Origin of the sequence: Micromonospora sp. DT48, assembly GCF_049844495.1 — a bacterium.
Taxonomy (GTDB): Bacteria; Actinomycetota; Actinomycetes; order Mycobacteriales; family Micromonosporaceae; genus Micromonospora.
The window spans coordinates 169,282-186,677 of the sequence record NZ_JBNCLE010000007.1; the positions used below are offsets into that span (position 1 = coordinate 169,282).

Below are 17,396 nucleotides of genomic sequence, written 5' to 3' on the forward strand. Positions count from 1 at the left end.
CAGGCGAGCGCGGGCCGACGTCCGTGTCCGTCCCGTCGGCGGACGCGGCCTAGACTCGGGCTCGCACGGAACGCAACCCAGGGTGAGGGGACAGCCGGGATGGTCAGTGCGGAGGCGGCCGGTCGGGTCGATGGGCGAACTGCCCGGGCCGAGCGCACCCGGGCGGCGATCGTCGAGGCGCATCTCGCGCTCATCTCCGAGGGCGACCTACGTCCGACCGGTGAGCGCATCGCCGAGCGGGCCGGCATCTCCCTGCGTACGCTCTGGACGAACTTCAAGGACATGGAGACGCTCTTCGAGGCCAGCGGCGCGGAGCTGCTGCGCCAGCAGGACGCCGCGTGGCGGCCCATCTCGACCGCGTTGCCGCTGGCCAAACGGGTCGACGCGTTCTGCCGACAGCGGGCGAAGCTGCTGCAACTGATCGCGCCGTCGGCGCGGGCCGCGCAGATGCGCGAACCGGTCTCCGCGCAGCTGCGCCGCAACCGGCTCAAGCACATCGCCCGGGTACGCGACGAGATCGAGCAGTTGTTCGCCGAGGAGTTGGACCGCGCCGGGACGGCGCGGGAGCAGGTGGTCCACGCGATCGTGGCGGCGAGCACCTGGCCGGCGTGGTCGACCCTGCGGGACAGCCTCGGGTTGGGTGTCGACGCCGCGCGGGCGGTGATGACCCGCACCGTCGGCGCGTTGCTGGCCGAGGCGACCGACCGCTGACCCGCGCCGTCGGCGCCGGTCACCCGATATTCACCCCTTTCCAAGCGCCGGATGATAGGCGAGACTCGATGTATGGTTCATGCATCGACGGTGCAAAAAGCTGTGCTGCGGGGCCGGCAGGCGGAGTGCCGGGAGATCCGAACCTTGCTCGCCGCACCGGCCGGGAAGGCGCTGCTGCTGCACGGTGAGCCCGGCTCCGGGCGCAGTGCGCTGCTGGCGTACGCCCACCGGCACGCGGGGGGTCGCCGGCTGCTCGCCGCCGCCGGTCTGCCCGACGAGGCGATGCTGCCCTACGCGGGAGTGCAGCGGCTGCTCGCCCCCGTGCTCGACCGCACCGGTGCGCTGTCCGACCGACAACGGCAGGTGCTCCGTCGTGCCGTGGCCGGCGAGGGCTGCCCGGACCAGGACCAGTTGCTGCTCTCCCATGCCGTTCTCGGGCTGCTCGCCGAGGCCGCGCACGACGGCCCGCTGCTGTGCACCATGGACGACCTCGACGCGGGAGACGCCCCGACCGCGCGGTTGCTGACCTTCGTGGCCCGGCGGCTGTCGCACCTGCCCGTCGTCTTGCTGCTCACCGCCGGCAGTGACAGCGGCGCGGACGCGATCCCCAGCCGCCGGCTGCTGCCGCTGGACGCCTCGGACGGTCAGGCCCTGCTGACCGAGTGCCGCCCGGGGCCGCCGCCGCCCGCACCGGTGCTGGCGACGCTGAGCGCCCTGGCCGCCGGCAACCCGCAGGCGCTCGTCGATCTCGCGGACTCGCTGACGCCCGACCAGTGGCACGGTGCGGAACCCCTGCCCACGGCACCGCCCGCCGACGGCGGCCTGGGCCGGGCGTACCGCGTCCTGCTGTCCCGGCTGTCCGCCGAGACGCGGCGCGCGTTGCTGCTGGCCGCGCTCGCGGCCCCGACGCCCACGGCCCAGGGGTACGCCGTGGACCCGGTGACGCTGGGCCGGGCGCTGCGCGCGGGGGGTGACAGCCTCGCGGCGCTCGCCCCGGCCGAGGCCGCCGGCCTGATCCGGCTCACCGCCCGGGGTGGCGCTGTCTTTCCCCGGCCGCTTGCCCGGACGATGGTCGAGGCCATCGCCTCCCCGGCCGCGCGTCGTGACGCACATCTGCTGCTCGCCGCCACCCTGGACGGCACCGGGGCCCGGCTGCGTCGGGCGCTGCACCTGGCCGCGGCGACCGACGGACCGGCCCCGGCGCTGGCGGCGGAGCTGGAGGAGGCGGTGGGCGACGACGCGGACCGGTCGGCCGCCGCGACGGTGTTGACCCGGGCCGCCGAACTCAGCGACGACCCGGGGCTCGCGGCCCGGCGGCAGGTCGCCGCCGCCCGCTACGCCTGGCAGGCGGGGGAGCCCGACCGGGCCCAGGCGTTGCTGCATCGCGTCGCGGGTCTGCCGGACACCGCCGTCGGCGGTCTCGCCGACATGCTGCGCGGCGAGATGCGACTGCGGTGCGGCTCGGCGTCGGCCGCCCTACCCACCCTGCTGGCCGCCGCGACCGCGCTGGCCGAGGTCGACCGCGAGTCGGCGCTGGTCGCGCTGGTGCGGGCGGGTGAGGCCGTCTGCTTCTCCGGCGACCAGTACCGCTATGCGGAGGTGGCCCGCCGGATGGCCGCGCTTCGCCGCGCCGGGGATCCGCCGTGGGTGGACCTGCTGACCAGCCTGGTCGCCGGGGTCGCCGCCACGCTGCGCGGCGAGCACGCCGACGGTGGCCCGCTGCTGCGCCGGGCGGTGGTGCTCGGGGGACGGCTGCCCGACGCCGCGTTGACCCCGACCGCGCTGACCGGTGCGGCCGTGGCCGGTCTGCTGGTGGCGGTGGACGCCGCGGCGTACCGGCTCGCCGACCGCGCCATCGACCTGGCGACCGACCGGGGCGAGGTGTCCCTGCTGCCCAGGGCGCTGGAACTGCGCGCGATGAGCGAGTACTGGCTGGGCCAGCACGACGCCGCGACGAGGAGCTGCCGCGAGGGGTTACGGGTGGCGCGGGCCGCCGGCCAGCACACCAGTGCCGGCGTGCACCTGGGCCTGCTCGCCGTGCTCGCGGCGGTCCGGGCCGACCGCGAGGCCAGCCTCGCGTACGTCGCCGAGCTGGGCGACGCCGCCGTACCGGGCAGCCGGTCGCACGCCCTCGCCCAGTGGGCTCTGGCCTTGCTGGACCTGGTCGACGCCAGGTACGCCGACGCGGCGGACCGGCTGGCCGCGCTGGCCCGCTCCGGCACCGGGCGCGGCCAGGTCCTGGTGCAGGTGATGGCCACACCGCACCTGGTCGAGGCCGCCGCGTACGACGGTCGGCCGGCTCGGGCCCGCACCGCGCTCGCCGTCTTCGACCACTGGGCCGGCAGTACCGCCAGCCCGCTGCGTCGGGCCCTGTCGGCCCGCTGCCACGCCCTGCTCGCCCCGCGCGGTAGCGCCGAGGCCGAGCAGCAGTTCCGTAGGGCGCTGTCCCTGCACCCCTCCGACGCGGCGACCTTCGAACGGGCGCGTACCGAGTTGCTGTTCGGTCGGGAACTCCGCCGCGCTCGCCGCCCCCGCGAGGCGCGCGGTCATCTGCACCGGGCCTGGCAGGACTTCACCCTGCTCGGTGCGCAGAGCTGGGCGCGGCAGGCCACCGTGGAGCTGCGGGCGGCGGGGGAGTCCGTCGGCGCGCCGGACCCGCACGCCGTGCGGTTGCTCACCGGTCAACAGCTGCGCATCGCCCGCCTGGTCGCCTCCGGCGCCACCAACCGGGAGGTCGCCACCCAGATGTTCCTGTCCACCCGGACGGTGGACCACCACCTGCGCAACATCTACCACCGGCTGGGCATCCGCTCCCGCACTGAGCTGGTCCGAGCGCTGGGCTGACCACCTTCGAAACCGATATTTAAACGATCCTTGACGGGCGTCAGAATTTCTTGACATTTGCGGGACGGTGGCCGACGATGGCCAACACGGCCGGGTGATCTCACTCACATGCACCGGCCGCAGGTCCCAAGGCACCTGTCGGTGTTCACGCACCCACCACCCCCGCCCAGGAAGGGCCTTGTCGATGAAGAAGGTATTCACGCTCGGGCTGATCGCGGGTCTCGCGGTCGCGCTCGCCGGATGTACGGACTCGGATGCCACCCCCTCGGACGAGAGCAGCGGCGAACTGCGCCAGGTTCGCGTCGCGGCACTGCCCATCACCGAGACCGCCGCGTTGTGGGGCGGGATGAAGGCCGGCATCTTCGCCAAGCACGGGCTCACCGTCGAGGTGCTGCCCGCCCAGGGTGGCGCCCAGGCCATCCCGGCGCTCATCAACGGTGACATCGACTTCGCCATCGGTCAGCCGTTCGGCCCGTTCCGGGCCGACCTGCAGGACCTCGGCGTTGTGATGATCGGCAACTACGCGTCGTCCTACGCCGAGGGCGACGACATCAACGCCGTCGTGGCCTCGGCCAAGTCGGGCATCACCAGGCCGGCGGAGCTCGCCGGCAAGCGGGTGTCGGTCAACAGCCTGGGCGCGGCCGGCGATGTGACGATCATGGCTGCGGTGGAGAAGGACGGTGGTGACCCCAAGAGCATCAAGTTCGTCGAGGTCGCCTTCCCCGACGTCCCGGCCCAACTCGAAGCCGACAACATCGACGCCGCCTGGGTGCCGGAGCCCTTCGTCACCCAGCTGCGCAATCGTGGTGACACCTTCATCGTCGCGCCCTACCAGGCGGTCGCTCCCGGGCTCGCGACGCTGACCACCATCGCGACCAAGGAGCGGCTGGACTCCGACGCCAAGCTGATCGCCGACTTCACGGCGGCGATGAAGGAGACGCTCGCCTGGGCGGAGGACTCCGCCAACGAGGCGGCCGTCCGTCAGGCGATCAAGGACAACCTGGAACTCCCGGAGGCGGTCGCGGACTCGGTGAAGCTGCCCCGGTTCAGCTGGGAGCTGGACCGGGCGAGCCTGGAGTCGCTGGCCACGCTCGCCAGCAAGTACCAGGTGCTCGACCAGCAGCCCAACTTCGATCGCCTCATCCAACAGCAGTAGCCGGCGCGGTCCCGCCCTTCCCGGTGACCGACCGGGAAGGGCGTCGCCGCCGACCACGGGAGCAACATGCACGTCTTGTCCATCCGGCGTCCCCGTTCGCTACGCAAGGTGCTGCTGGGCGTCGTCGGGCTGACCGGGTTCCTCGTCGTCTGGCAGCTGATCCCGACGCTGGGCCTGGTCAACTCGGAGTACCTGCCGTACGTCACAGACGTGCTCGCCCGGCTCGCCGAGGAGCTTCGCGACCTCGCCTTCTGGCGTCGGCTCGGGCACACCATGACCTCCTGGGCGATCGGGCTGACCGTGGCCACTCTCGCCGCGGTCGTCCTCGGCACGATCGTCGGGCTGGTGCCCTTCCTGCGCCGCGCCACCCACACGGTGGTGGAATTCCTGCGGCCCATCCCCTCAGTGGCGCTCATCCCGCTCGCCGTGCTGGTGTTCGGCATCCGGATGCAGGCCGCGCTCCTCATCATCATCTACGCGTCGTTCTGGCAGGTGTTCGTGCAGGTGATCTACGGCGTCGCCGACGTCGACTCGGTAGCCCGAGACACCGCCCGCAGTTTCGGACTCACCCGCCGGGAACGGTTGTCGCACCTGGTGCTGCCGACCGCCCTGCCGTACCTCATGACGGGTGTCCGGCTCGCCGCGGCGGTCGCCCTCATCCTCGCCATCACCGCCGAGATGGTGATCGGCAATCCCGGCCTGGGACGCATGATCGAGCTGTCCCGCTCCGCCGGTGACGCCGTCGGGCTGTACGCCCTCGTGGTGGTCACCGGACTGCTCGGGCTCCTGGTGAACCTGGTCTTCCGGTTCATCGAGCGGCGCTCGCTGTCCTGGCACCAGTCCGTACGCGGAGAGGAGGTCCTGTGACCGGCCACACCGCACGGATCGCCAGCCGGTCGCGCGGTCGCGCCCTCGGGCGTCGCGTCGCCGCCGGCTTCCTCTACTCGCTCGGGCTGCCCTTCCTGCTGCTGGTGATCTGGGCAGTGGCGTCGACCTCGTCGACCAACCGCTTCTTCCCCGGCCCGCTCACCATCCTGGAGGCCTTCCGGGAGACCTGGATCGGCCCCGCGTTCGTCGACGACGTGTTGCCGAGCCTCTACCGGCTCGCCCTCGGCATCGCCGCCTCGATCGTGGTCGGGGTCGCCGCCGGCACGCTCATCGGGCTGTTCCAATGGCTACGCGAACTGCTCGAACCGTTGCTGGAGTTCTTCCGCGCCATCCCACCGCCGGTGTTGATCCCGGTGATGATGCTGCTGCTGGGCATCACCGACACGATGAAGGTGGCCGTCATCGTCTTCGGCGCGGTCTGGCCCATCCTGTTGAACACGATCGACGGGGTCCGGTCCACCGACAGCGTGATGTCCGAGACCGCCGACTCGTTCCAGATCACCTGGTGGGAGCGGCTCTGGTTCCTGGTGCTCCCGGCGGCCAGCCCGCGGATCATGACCGGAGTGCGGCAGGGGCTCTCGGTCGCGCTGATCCTGATGGTCATCTCGGAGATGTTCGCCTCGTCCGCCGGTCTGGGCTACCGGATCGCCTACTTCCAACGTAACTACCTCATCGCCGAGATGTGGAGCGGCATTCTCCTGCTCGGCCTCGTCGGCGTTCTCCTCGCCGCGACCTTCGGTGTCGTCGAGCGACGGGTGCTGCGCTGGTACCACGGAATCAGGGAGGTCAATCGTGCCTGACCGGAGCACGCTGCTGCGGGTGGAGCACCTGCGCAAGGTCTACGAGTCCGCGAACGGCGACGTCGAGGCGATCGGGGACATCAGCTTCACCATGCGCTCGGGTGAACTCGTCTGCATCGTCGGGCCGTCGGGCTGCGGCAAGACGACCCTGTTGAAATGCCTCGCCGGCCTGCTGCGACCCACCAGCGGCCTGGTCGAGATGGACGGGCAGCCGGTGACCGGGCCGAGCCCCGCGATGGCCGTGGTCTTCCAGGAGTACGGCCGCAGCCTCTACCCGTGGCTGACCGTCCGGGGCAACGTGGAGCTGCCGCTGCGCCACAAGCGACTCTCCCGGGCGGCCCGCGAGAAGCTCGTCACCGACGCCATCGAGGCGGTCGGGTTGGGCCACGCGGGACGCAGCCACCCGTGGCAACTGTCGGGCGGTATGCAGCAACGGGTGGCGATCGCGCGGGCCATCGCGTACCAACCCGAGGTGCTCATCATGGACGAGCCGTTCGCCGCGGTCGACGCGCAGACCCGCGCGGACCTGGAGGACCTCGTCCGTGAGCTGCACACGACACGGGGCATCTCGGTCCTCTTCGTGACCCACGACATCGACGAGTCCGTCTACCTTGGCGAGCGGGTGCTGGTGTTGTCCGCGTCGCCGACCTGGGTGCAGGAGGATCTGACCGTTGACCTACCGGCGGAGCGGGACCAGATCAGCACCCGGGCGATGCCGCGCTTCACCGAGCTGCGTACCCACGTCTACGACCAGATCCAGCGGGCGAAGCGCGGGCAGACCGTCGCCCCGTGATCGTGCCGAGGGGCTGTTTCGCCCGGGAGGAAGAGCTGTGCGCAGTCGTCAGCCGAAGCAACTGTTGCTCGCGTTCTTTGGTGAGCACGTCGTCGACGATGATCCGGGCCCCATTCGCGCCAGCGTCCTGATCGGGGTGCTCGAAGGAGCCGGCGTCGCCGCACCGGCGACGCGGGCCACCCTGGACCGGCTGGTGCAGACCGGCATTCTCGACCGGAGCAAGAGCGGCCGGGAGATCCTGTTCTCGCTGACCGAGCACGGGGTGGCGGTGTTGCGCGAGGCCACCGCCCGGGTGCGTGGCCCGCGCCCGTTCGATCCACAGGGCACCGGGTGGACCCTCGTGACGTTCACGATCCCGGAGGGGCAGCGGACCCTGCGGCACCGGTTGCGGTCCACCCTCACCTGGGAGGGCTTTGCGCCGTTGCGCGACGGGCTCTGGCTCGCTCCCGGCGAGGTGGAGCTCGCCGGGTCGTTGGAGCCGCTGTGCCGGGACCTTCCCCCCAAGACGGTCATCGCCTTCCACGCCCGGGAGATGGCCGGGTTCCCGATCGCCGACAGTGTCCGCTCGGCGTGGGACATCGAGGCGATCCGCCGTGAGCACCTGGCGTTCATCGAGGTGTGGGACGACCCGGGGGCCACGGCCCAGGCGTCGAGCGCGTTGACCCTGCGGACGATGCTGGTGGCCGACTGGCTGGCGTTGCTGCGCGCCGACCCGCGACTGCCGCGTGAGTTCATGGACGCGCAGTGGCCGGCCGGGCGTTCCACCCAGGTCTACCGGCAGATGCACGAGCGGTTGGCGGCGGCCTCCGCCGAGGAGTTCGACACGCTCGTCAACGGGGGCGGTGCCGGGTCCCGGGTCGCGGTGCGATCCGGGCGGCGCTCCGGCAAGGTGTAGCGCCGCGCCGGACCGCCCGGCGTCAGGCTGTCACCCGGCCCCACCGAACCGGTTCCGCAGCTCGGCCTTGCGCACCTTGCCCGACGCGGTACGCGGTAGCTCGTCGACGACGATGACGTTCTTGGGCAGCTTGTAGCGGGCGACCTTGCCGTTGAGGAACTGCCGCACGGCGAACACGTCGATCGTCGTGCCCTCCCGTACCGTCAGGATCGCCCAGGGAACCTCGCCCCACTGCTCGTCCGGTACGCCGATGACCGCCACCCCGGTCACCCCGTCGATCTCGCCGATCAGGACTTCGATCTCGGCCGGGTAGATGTTCTCGCCCCCCGAGATGATCATGTCTTTGAGTCGGCCCGCGATGTAGAGGTAGCCGTCGGCGTCCAGGTAGCCGAGGTCGCCGGAGCGGAACCAGCCGTCCTCGGTGAACGCGTCGGCCGTCGCCTCGGGCAGCAGGTGGTAACCGGGGAAGACGTTCGGGCCGCAGATCTGGATCTCGCCGATGCCGTCGTCGGCGATCGGCTTGCCGTGTTCGTCGGCGATCCGCACGCTGGTGAAGAAGTGCGGCAGGCCCACGCTGCCCTGCTTGGCGCGGGTCATCGCCGGTGGCAGCGACGTCGCGCCCGGCGACGCCTCCGTCATGCCGTAGCCCTGCGAGAAGGACAGGCCGCGTTCCTCGTAGGCGGTGAGGATCCGGGTGGGCACGGCCGAACCACCACAGGTCAGCTTGGCCAACGTGGACAGATCGGTGGTGGCCCAGTTCGGGTGGTCGGCCATCAACTGGTAGGTGGTCGGGACGCCGCTGAGCATGGTGACGCCGTGCCGTTCGATCTGGGCGAGCGCCCGACCCGGCTCGAAGCCCTTCTCCAGCACGAGCGTGGCGCCCTTGAGGATCACCGGCAGCGCCCCCATGCCGAGGGACGCGACGTGGAACAACGGCGAGATCATCAGCGCGATGTCGGTCGAGACGACGTCGTAATCGACCACGCAGTTGAGCGCGACCCAGGTGAGGTTGCCGTGGGTCAGCACCGCGCCCTTGGCCCGGCCGGTCGTACCCGAGGTGTAGATGATCGCGGCCGGGTCGTCCATGCCCACCTCGGCGGCGACCGCGTCGTCCCCGGCGACCGTGCTCAGCAGGTGGGCCAGGCCCGGCCGGTCGGCGGTGCCCGCGCCGGTGACGACGACGTGCGGCGACGGCCCGGCGTCGGTGGCGGCCTGCACCCGTGGCGTGAACTCGGCATCGTGGATCAGCACCCGCGCACCGCAGTCGGTGAGGACGTGGGCGACCTCGGGCGGCGCCAGCCGGGTGTTGACCGGGACGAAGACCGCACCCATCCGGGCCGCGCCGAACATCACCTGGAGGAAGTCCGGGCTGTTCTCGCCCAGGTAGGCCACCGCGTCGCCCTTGCCGACGCCGAGGCTCCGCAGCAGCGCGGTGACCCGGTCCGCGCCGTCGGCGAACTGGCGGTACGTCACCGTGGCGTCCTCGCCGTGGACGAGGGCGACCTTGTCGGGGGATTTGAGCCGGCGCTTGGCCAACCAGGCACCGATTCCCTGTTCGTGCATCAGCGGTCTCCCGGTGGTGGAGGGGTGCGTCGGCGCGTGACCGTCCCGGCCGGTCCGCCCGTGCTGCTCAGGCGTAGAAGCGGTAGAGGCCGCGGGCCACCACGGCGGGCTTGGTGCCGCCCTCGATCTCGATCGTCTGGTCGACGGAGATCTGGTAGCCGCCGGTCACCTCGACGACGTCGACGACGGTCGCCTTCATGCGTACCCGGGATCCGACCTTGACGGGAGCCGGGAAGCGCACCTTGTCGAGGCCGTAGTTGACCTTCGTGGTGACACCCTTGACGTCGAGCAGTTCGGTCCAGAAGGGCACCGCCAGGGAGAGCGTCAGGAAGCCGTGGGCGATGGGCGCGCCGAACGGCCCGTTCTTCGCCCGCTCCGGGTCGACGTGGATCCACTGGTGGTCGTCGGTGGCGTCGGCGAAGAGGTTCACCTGGTCCTGGGTCACCGTCCGGTACTCGGTGTAGCCGAGGTCGGTGCCGGCAAGGTCGGTGAGCTGTTCGTAGGTGATCGTCGTCGTCATGAGCTTCCCTCTCGTCGTCAGCTGGACAGGCGCAACAGCCGGACGGCGTTGTCCTTCAGGATGCCGGGGAGCACCTCGGGCTTGAGTTCGGTGCTGCGCACATCCCGGAGCCAACGGTCGGGGGTGAGCAGCGGGTAGTCGGTGCCGAAGAGCACCCGGCGCTTGAGCAGCGAGTTGGCGTACCGCACCAGCTCCGCCGGGAAGTACTTCGGGCTCCAGCCGGACAGGTCGATCCAGGTGTTGGGCTTGTGGGTGGCCACCGACAACGCCTCGTCCTGCCAGGGCACCGACGGATGGGCCATGATGATCTGGAGATCCGGGAACTCGGCCGCGATGGGATCGAGCAGCATCGGGTTCGACAGGCCGAGCCGGAGACCGTAGCCGCCCGGCATCCCGGCACCGATCCCGGTCTGCCCGGTGTGGAACAGCGCGGGCACGCCGGCCTTCTCCAGCAGACCCCACAGCGGGGCGTACTCCTCGTGGCTCGGGTCGAAGCCCTGCACGGTGGGATGGAACTTGAAGCCGCGTACGCCCTCGTCCTCGATCAGCCGGGTGGCGAGGTCCAGCGCCGCCGCCCCGGTGCGCGGGTCGACGGAGCCGAAGGGGATCAGCACGTCGGCGTGCTCGGCCGCCGCGCGGGCGATCTCCACGCTCGACAGCGGCTGGTGGGCCAGCTGGGTGCGGGCGTCCACCGTGAACACCACGGCCGCCATCTGGCGTTCCCGGTAGTACTGCGCCACCGCGTCGATCGCCGGGCGTGGCCCGTCGGCCTTGAAGTACTTCGACACCGCGGCCACCAGGTCGTCGGGCAGCGAGTTGTGGCCGTGCGCGTCGACCTCGATGTGCACGTGCATGTCGATCGCGGTGACGGCGTCGACGTCGATGGCGGGTCGGTACATGGTGGAAGCCTTCGTCCAGCGGGTCAGGAGGCGGCGGTCTTGAACTCCTCGGGGAGATCCGGGAACTGCTCGCCGACACTCTGAACCGCGCCGGCGAACTGCTCCGGCCAGGCTTCGAGCAGGGCATCGTACGTCCAGCCACCGGCACGGTGCGCGGTCAGCGCCGCCTCCGGGTGGGTCCAGATCTGGAGCCGGTCGCCGCCCACCCCGATCACCTGCCCGGTGATGCCACCGGCGGCGTCGGAGCCGAGGAACGCGACCAGCCCGGCGACGTCGTCCGCCGTGCCGAAGCCGAGGTCGTGCCGGAAGAACGCGGGCATCGGCTCGCCCTTGTCGGCTGCCTGCACGGCGGCGGCGAAGTAGGGCACGGTAGCGGTCATGGCGGTCGCGGCCACCGGTACGACGGTGTTGGCGGTGATGCCGGCGCGCTTGAGCTCCAGCGCCCAGGTCCGCGTCATGCCGACGATGCCCGCCTTGGCGGCGGCGTAGTTGGTCTGGCCGAAGTTGCCGCGCTGGCCGGTGGGGGAGCCGATGCAGATGATGCGCCCGCCCTCACCTGCCGCCCGCATGTGCCGCACCGCCGCGCGCACCGTGGTGAAGGTGCCGCGCAGATGCACGTTGATGACGGTGTCGAAGTCCTCGTCGGTCATCTTCCACAGCACGGTGTCGCGCAGGACACCGGCGTTGGTGACCAGGATGTCGAGCCGACCGAAGCTCTCGACCGCGGTGGCGACCAGCTGCTCGGCGGTCTCGGTCGGGCCGACCGGTGCGACCACCGCGACGGCCCGGCCGCCGAGCGCCTCGATCGCCGCGACGGCGTCGGCCGTGGTCTGCGCGTCGACATCGTTGACCACCACGGAAGCGCCCTGCCGGGCCAGCTCCTGCGCGTACGCGAGGCCGAGACCGCGCCCGGATCCGGTGACGATGGCGACCTTGCCGTCCAGGGACATGCGAACTCCTTCGTGTCCACCCGATCTGAGCACGGACCGTTGAAAATGTCAATCATTGGTGAATCTTGCTACCATCGTCGCCATGTCTAGCGGGAAGACCCGGCTGCCGGGGCGCGACGCCCTGCGGGACAGCGTGCTCGGCGGCGACCTGGTCTTTCTGCTGGCCCGCGCCAACGCGCTCACCCTGGCGGCGGCCAACGCCGCCCTCGCCGAGCACGGGCTCAAGGCGCGGTCCTACTCGGTGCTCGCGTTGGCCGCCGACGGGGCCCGACCCACGCAGCGGGAACTCGCCGAGTTCCTCCGCCTCGACCCGAGCCAGGTCGTGGCGCTCGTCGACGGTCTCGAGAAACGTCAGCTGGTGGAGCGCCGTACGGATCCGGCCGACCGGCGGGCCAACGTCCTCGTCGCCACCGACGCCGGGCGGGACCTCTTCGCCCGTGCCCAGCAGGCCGCCCGCGCCGTCGAGTTGGGCCTGCTGGCCACGGTGACGCCCGAGGAGCACGAGCGGCTCGCCGGGCTGCTGCGGCTGCTCGCCTTTCCGGACTGAACCAGGCGGTCACCGCGCCGGGCCCGGTGACGTCGCCTCACCCGACCGACTGCTGCGACCCGTACGGCGTGCCCAGTGCCCGGGAGATCGTCCGGCCCGCCGCCTGCACCAGCGGGGCCAGCGCCACCGGGTCCGCCCGGTGCTGGGCGACCACCAGTGAGATCGCGGCGACCACCGAGCCCTCCGGTCCACAGATCGGCGCGGCGACCGAGAGGGCGTCCATGGTGACCTGCCGGTCGCTGACCGCGTACCCGGTGCGGCGCACCTCGGCGAGACCGCGCCGCAGCCGCCCGGGATCGGTGACGGTCAGCGGGGTGTAGCGCTCCAGCGGCGCGGCCAGCACCTGTTCCTGGACCTCGGCCGGCGCGTACGCCAGCAGCACCAACCCGACCCCCGTGGCGTGCAACGCGAAGCGGCCACCGACCCGGGTGAGTACCGGCACCGCGTGCCGCCCGGCGATGCGTTCGATGAAGACGAGTTCGACGTCCTGCCGCACGGCGAGCTGGACGTTCTCGTGGGTCACCTCGTACAGGTCCTCCATGGTCGGCAGCGCCAGTTCACGCAGCCCGAGTCCCCGGGGCGCGAGCGAACCCACCTCCCACAGCCGCAACCCGATCCGGTACCGCCCGTCGTCGCCGCGTTCCAGGGCACCCCAGGCGACCAACTCGGCGACCCGGCGGGACGCGGTCGGCAACGGCAGCCCGGCACGCCGGGCCAACTCGCTGAGGGTCAGCGCCGGACTGGCCGGGGTGAACGAGTCGAGCAGGGCCAGCACCTTGCTGGTCACCGACCGTCCGGGTTGCGCGCTCATCTCGCCATCATGCCGACCCCGACGGTCACAACTCGAGCGTGAGTCGGGGCGTCACGGCCCGGGAAACGCAGATCATCATGGTGTCGCCGACCGCCCGTTCCGCCTCGGTGAGCAGACTGTCCCGGTGCTCCGGCACGCCGCCCAGGACGCCCGTCTCGCAGGTGCCGCAGGTGCCCTCCCGACACGAGGACAACACCTGCACGCCCGCCGCCTCCACCGCCTCCAGGATCGACGTGCCCGGCGGTACGGTCAGCGTCCGGCCGCTGAGGGCGAGCTCGACCTCGACGGTGGTGTCGGCACCCTCGACGGGAGCCAGCGGCGTGAAGCGTTCGACGTGCAGGGCTCCGGCGGGCCAGGTCCGGCAACGCTGTTCCACCGCCGTGATCAACGATTCCGGGCCGCAGCAGTAGACGAGCCCGTCGACCGGCCGCCCCAGCAGCTCGTCCAGGTCGAGCAGGCCGGTCTCGTCCTGCGGGTACAGGCTCACCCGATCGCCGTACTTCTCCCGCAGGGCGTCGGCGAACGCCATCGTGGCGCGGCTGCGCCCGCCGTACACCAGCCGCCAGTCGGCTCCGGCGGCGTCGGCGGCGGCGACCATCGGCCTGAGCGGGGTGATCCCGATGCCACCGGCGACGAACAGGTACCGCGCCGCCGCCACCAGCGGGAAGTTGTTCCGTGGACCGCGTACCCGGACGGTCGCGCCCGGGGTGAGTCGCTCGTGCACGTGGCGCGAACCACCGCGCCCCTCCGGCTCCAACTGGACCGCGATCCGCAGGGTGGCCCGGTCGGCCGGGTCGCCGCAGAGCGAGTACTGGCGTACCAACCCGGGCCCGAGTTCCAGGTCCAGGTGCGCGCCGGGGGACCAGGCGGGCAGGTCGCCGCCGCCGGGGCGGCACAGGCTCAACACGGCGACACCCGCCGCCGCCCGGTCCCGGTGGGCCACCACCAGCTCCGCGCCGTCCAGCTCGTCGGCGGTCACGCCGGCACCGCCGACCGGGTCGGCGCGGCCGGCGGGCTCGGCGTGACCACCTCCGGCGGCTGGTGGCCGTACGGGTGGGCGAGCAGCCACTCCCACAGCTCGACCGGTTCCTCGGCGACGCGCTCGGCACCGCAGTGACAGATTCCGCGCAGGGTGTCGGTGCCCGGCATCCAGTGGATCCGGTAGATCCGATCGCCGGTGAGCATGCGGGTCGGGCCGGTCATCGGGGCGCCCCCACCGCCCCCGCCTCGACCATCCGCGCGATCAGACGTCGGGCGGCGAGCCCACCGGTGTCGATGTTGATGCTGAGTTCCTGGTACTTGTCCGGCTCGGACGCGATCACCTGCTCCAGGATGTTCAGCGCCGTCACGTCCTGCATGACCACCGTGTGGTTGCTCTGGTGCAGGTACTCGCTCACCGACTCGTCGTCGATGGCGAAGTCGCGGGCCACCGCCCAGAAGTCGTAGGTGGTGTTCTCCGTCGACGGGGTGATGGCGTACACGATCTCGGCGTGGAAGGCGTCGCTGTCCTCACCCTCGGCCGGCGGGTAGACGCCCTGCGGCGCGATCCGGCTGTGCAGCAGGTACAGGCACGGCGGGTGGAACTCGATGTCCTGCCAGCGGGTGATCCGGCCCTGGATGCCGGTCGACTTGGCGTAGAACGGCGGACACTCGGCGTCGTCCATGTGTCGGCTGACATAGACGATGCCCCGTTCCTCGTCCACCTCCGTGGTGATCGGCGTGTTCGCCACCTCGGGGGTGCCGATGTAACCGCCGTGCAGGTAGGTCTCGTGCGACAGGTCCATCAGGTTGTCCACCAGCAGGCCGTACCGGGCGTTCAGCGGCGCCATGCCGCGAACCACCGCATACCGGGGGTCGTCCAACCAGGGCGCGCGGGGGATGGTGGTCGGATCGGCCCGGTCGGCGTCGCCGATCCAGACCCAGATGAGCGAATCCTGCTCCACCACCCGGTACGCGGGAACCCGGGCGGTACGCGGGATGCGCTGCTGACCGGGGACGAAGACGCAGGTGCCGGTCCGGTCGTAAGTGAAGCCGTGGTAACCGCAGACGATGGTGTCGCCGTCGAGGCGGCTCTCCGACAGCGGATAGCGGCGGTGTACGCACCGGTCGGCGAGCGCCACCGCCTCCCCGGACTCGGTGCGGTAGAGCACCAGCGGTTCGCCCAGCACGGTGCGGGCGAGCAGATCCCGCCCGACCTCGTTGCTGTAGGCCGTCACGTACCACTGGTTGCGGGCGAACGCCATGGTGGACCCCACCTCTCTCGCCGACGGGTCGGGGGTGCGGTCGGATGATCCCGTGACCGGGCCGCTGATCGGCAGCTCCGGTTTCACTGAGTGAAAGCTCGGCTGCCGCTGTCGCTGCCGGGATTTGTCTGGCGCTGGCGCTGCCGGTCGCTGGCGGGCGGGATGCTGCGATGATCGGCGGCGTGGCGGGGGTCGAGGAACGTACCGATGAAGGGGCGGCGAGCCGAGTCGACGAGCGCGGACTCGGGGGCCGGTTCTGGCGACTCTGGTCGGCGTCGGCGGTGTCCAACCTGGCTGACGGGATCGTCAAGATCGCACTGCCGTTGGTCGCCGTCGGCTACACCCGCTCACCGGTGCTGGTGGCCGGGGTCGCCACCGCGTACAGCCTGCCGTGGTTGCTGTTCGCGCTACCGGCCGGCGCTCTCGCCGACCGGCTCGACCGGCGTCGGGTGATGCTCGCCGCCAACATCCTGCGCGCGGCACTCATCGGCGCGCCGGCGCTCGCGGTGGCCTTCGACGCCGGGTCGATCTGGCTGCTCTACCTGGTGGCGCTCGGCCTCGGCACCGCCGAGACCCTCTACGACACCTGCGCCCAGTCGATCCTGCCGCAGGTGGTCACGCGCGACCAGTTGCCCCGGGCCAACGGCCGACTGTCCGCGGTGGAAGTGGCCGCCAACCAGTTCGTCGGCCCGCCGCTCGCCGGTTTCCTGGTCGCTGCCGGGGTGACCCTGGCGCTCGCCGGGCCGGCGGTGCTGTGGGCGCTGGCCGTCGTGGCGCTGCTCCTGGTCGCCGGCCGGTTCCGAGTCGAGCGGGACGGGCCGACGACGATCCGCGCCGAGATCGTCGAAGGGCTGCGCTTCCTCTGGCGGCACCGGCTGCTGCGCACCCTGGCCACCATGGTCGGGACCAGCAACTTCATCACCAGCGCCGTCTTCGCCGTGCTGGTGCTCTACGCGGTCGGCCCGGACTCGGCCATCGGCCTTACCGAACCCGGGTACGGCCTCCTGCTCACCACCGTCGCCGCCGGCATCGTGCTCGGCTCGGTCGCCACCAGCCGGATCGAACAACGGCTCGGGCGGTCCCGCACCCTGGTGGTCTCCGTGCTGGCGATGGCCGCCGTCGTCGGCGCACCGGCGCTGAGCACCAACCCCTTCGTGATCGGTACGGTCTTCTTCGCCGGTGGTCTCCTGCTCGCCACCTGGAACGTCATCACCGTCTCGCTGCGCCAGCGGATCACCCCGGACCGGCTGCTCGGCCGGGTGAACAGCGGCTACCGGATGCTGGCCTGGGGGAGCATGCCGGCCGGCGCGCTCGTCGGAGGTGTGGCCGCCGAAGTCTTCGGCCTCCGTGCGGTCTTCGCCATCATGGGAGTGCTGACGCTGACCCTGCTGCTCGGCATGTTCGTCGTCACCGACGCCAATATCGCCGCCGCCGAACGGGACGCTACCGAACGGGACGGCAGGGACTACCACTTTTCTCGCCACCACACGACAAGCAAGCCCACGGCACCCACGAGGACTATGCATCCGATCCCTCCGCAGAGCAGTGCAGCAACGCCACCGAAGAAACCGAAGTCCCCGTAGTCCACCTGCCGGACCCTACGCCTGAGACAAGCCGACGCACAGTGCCCGTCGCCAGGGTCAACCAGGCTCCGGCTCGACGCCGGATCAGGCAGCACGCCCGGCGACGCGACCATGTGCGGGAGGATAACCGCGCCCTCGGACACGCCATTCTCGCTGGCAATCGGGGCACGTCACGAACCGTCTCGAACGGGAG

General features: G+C 71.5%; 16 protein-coding genes and 2 pseudogenes. 10 read left to right on the plus strand and 8 right to left on the minus strand.

What is annotated here, in order from left to right; all coding sequences use genetic code 11:
* Window positions 1-99 precede the first annotated feature (99 nt).
* From ACLQ2S_RS08785 to ACLQ2S_RS08820, 8 genes and pseudogenes are all read left to right on the plus strand, one after another.
* Complete coding sequence (locus ACLQ2S_RS08785) at window positions 100-711, plus strand: TetR/AcrR family transcriptional regulator (RefSeq protein ID WP_155216511.1); 612 nt, start codon at window positions 100-102, stop codon at window positions 709-711.
* A gap of 72 nt (window positions 712-783) precedes the next feature.
* Window positions 784-1,266 (plus strand): annotated as a pseudogene (locus tag ACLQ2S_RS08790) (ATP-binding protein); the annotation flags it as partial.
* Window positions 1,267-2,961: 1,695 nt separating this feature from the next.
* The gene (locus tag ACLQ2S_RS08795; protein ID WP_425701572.1) at window positions 2,962-3,555 is read left to right on the plus strand and encodes a response regulator transcription factor; all 594 of its coding nucleotides are present in this window, start codon (window positions 2,962-2,964) and stop codon (window positions 3,553-3,555) included.
* A 184-nt stretch (window positions 3,556-3,739) separates the two neighbouring features.
* Complete coding sequence (locus ACLQ2S_RS08800; protein WP_155216507.1) at window positions 3,740-4,711, plus strand: ABC transporter substrate-binding protein; 972 nt, start codon at window positions 3,740-3,742, stop codon at window positions 4,709-4,711.
* A gap of 66 nt (window positions 4,712-4,777) precedes the next feature.
* Entirely contained in the window at window positions 4,778-5,578 is an 801-nt protein-coding gene (locus ACLQ2S_RS08805) for an ABC transporter permease (RefSeq protein WP_155216506.1), read from the plus strand.
* Window positions 5,575-6,399, plus strand: a complete 825-nt coding sequence (locus ACLQ2S_RS08810) for an ABC transporter permease (RefSeq protein ID WP_425701483.1) — start codon at window positions 5,575-5,577, stop codon at window positions 6,397-6,399. The genes ACLQ2S_RS08805 and ACLQ2S_RS08810 overlap by 4 nt, the downstream gene beginning before the upstream one ends.
* Window positions 6,392-7,192: an ABC transporter ATP-binding protein gene (locus ACLQ2S_RS08815; protein WP_309222995.1), complete on the plus strand. Its 801-nt coding sequence runs from the start codon at window positions 6,392-6,394 to the stop codon at window positions 7,190-7,192. Before ACLQ2S_RS08810 ends, ACLQ2S_RS08815 begins: the two co-directional genes overlap by 8 nt.
* Window positions 7,193-7,229: 37 nt before the next feature.
* Entirely contained in the window at window positions 7,230-8,087 is an 858-nt protein-coding gene (locus ACLQ2S_RS08820; RefSeq protein ID WP_309222994.1) for a PaaX family transcriptional regulator, read from the plus strand.
* Between the two features lie 30 nt (window positions 8,088-8,117).
* Here the strand turns inward: ACLQ2S_RS08820 and ACLQ2S_RS08825 are convergent, their stop codons facing one another.
* The 4 genes from ACLQ2S_RS08825 to ACLQ2S_RS08840 form a co-directional block, all read right to left on the minus strand.
* Entirely contained in the window at window positions 8,118-9,650 is a 1,533-nt protein-coding gene (locus tag ACLQ2S_RS08825) for an acyl-CoA synthetase (RefSeq protein WP_155216502.1), read from the minus strand.
* 67 nt (window positions 9,651-9,717) lie between these two features.
* A complete protein-coding gene (locus tag ACLQ2S_RS08830) occupies window positions 9,718-10,170 on the minus strand; it encodes a MaoC family dehydratase (protein ID WP_155216500.1) in 453 nt (150 codons plus the stop codon).
* Between the two features lie 17 nt (window positions 10,171-10,187).
* Complete coding sequence (locus ACLQ2S_RS08835) at window positions 10,188-11,069, minus strand: amidohydrolase family protein (RefSeq protein WP_155216497.1); 882 nt, start codon at window positions 11,067-11,069, stop codon at window positions 10,188-10,190.
* Between the two features lie 23 nt (window positions 11,070-11,092).
* Window positions 11,093-12,019 (minus strand): SDR family oxidoreductase, encoded by a 927-nt coding sequence (locus ACLQ2S_RS08840; protein WP_155216495.1) that lies wholly within the window; start codon window positions 12,017-12,019, stop codon window positions 11,093-11,095.
* Window positions 12,020-12,101: 82 nt separating this feature from the next.
* Here ACLQ2S_RS08840 and ACLQ2S_RS08845 point away from each other — a divergent pair, with 82 nt between their 5' ends.
* Window positions 12,102-12,566 carry a MarR family winged helix-turn-helix transcriptional regulator gene (locus tag ACLQ2S_RS08845; protein ID WP_155216493.1) on the plus strand — a complete coding sequence of 155 codons (465 nt, stop codon included), beginning with the start codon at window positions 12,102-12,104 and terminating at the stop codon, window positions 12,564-12,566.
* Between the two features lie 37 nt (window positions 12,567-12,603).
* Here ACLQ2S_RS08845 and ACLQ2S_RS08850 read toward each other — a convergent pair whose 3' ends face one another.
* The 4 genes from ACLQ2S_RS08850 to ACLQ2S_RS08865 are packed head-to-tail and all read right to left on the minus strand — an operon-like array spanning window position 12,604 to window position 15,620.
* A complete protein-coding gene (locus tag ACLQ2S_RS08850; protein WP_196222499.1) occupies window positions 12,604-13,377 on the minus strand; it encodes an IclR family transcriptional regulator in 774 nt (257 codons plus the stop codon).
* Between the two features lie 25 nt (window positions 13,378-13,402).
* Window positions 13,403-14,356, minus strand: a complete 954-nt coding sequence (locus tag ACLQ2S_RS08855; protein ID WP_309222993.1) for a PDR/VanB family oxidoreductase — start codon at window positions 14,354-14,356, stop codon at window positions 13,403-13,405.
* The gene (locus tag ACLQ2S_RS08860) at window positions 14,353-14,580 is read right to left on the minus strand and encodes a hypothetical protein (RefSeq protein WP_155216491.1); all 228 of its coding nucleotides are present in this window, start codon (window positions 14,578-14,580) and stop codon (window positions 14,353-14,355) included. The genes ACLQ2S_RS08855 and ACLQ2S_RS08860 overlap by 4 nt, the downstream gene beginning before the upstream one ends.
* Window positions 14,577-15,620 carry an aromatic ring-hydroxylating dioxygenase subunit alpha gene (locus ACLQ2S_RS08865; RefSeq protein WP_155216915.1) on the minus strand — a complete coding sequence of 348 codons (1,044 nt, stop codon included), beginning with the start codon at window positions 15,618-15,620 and terminating at the stop codon, window positions 14,577-14,579. The genes ACLQ2S_RS08860 and ACLQ2S_RS08865 overlap by 4 nt, the downstream gene beginning before the upstream one ends.
* A gap of 170 nt (window positions 15,621-15,790) precedes the next feature.
* Between ACLQ2S_RS08865 and ACLQ2S_RS08870 the strand changes: the two are divergent.
* Window positions 15,791-17,077 (plus strand): annotated as a pseudogene (locus ACLQ2S_RS08870) (MFS transporter); the annotation flags it as partial.
* Window positions 17,078-17,396 lie beyond the last annotated feature (319 nt).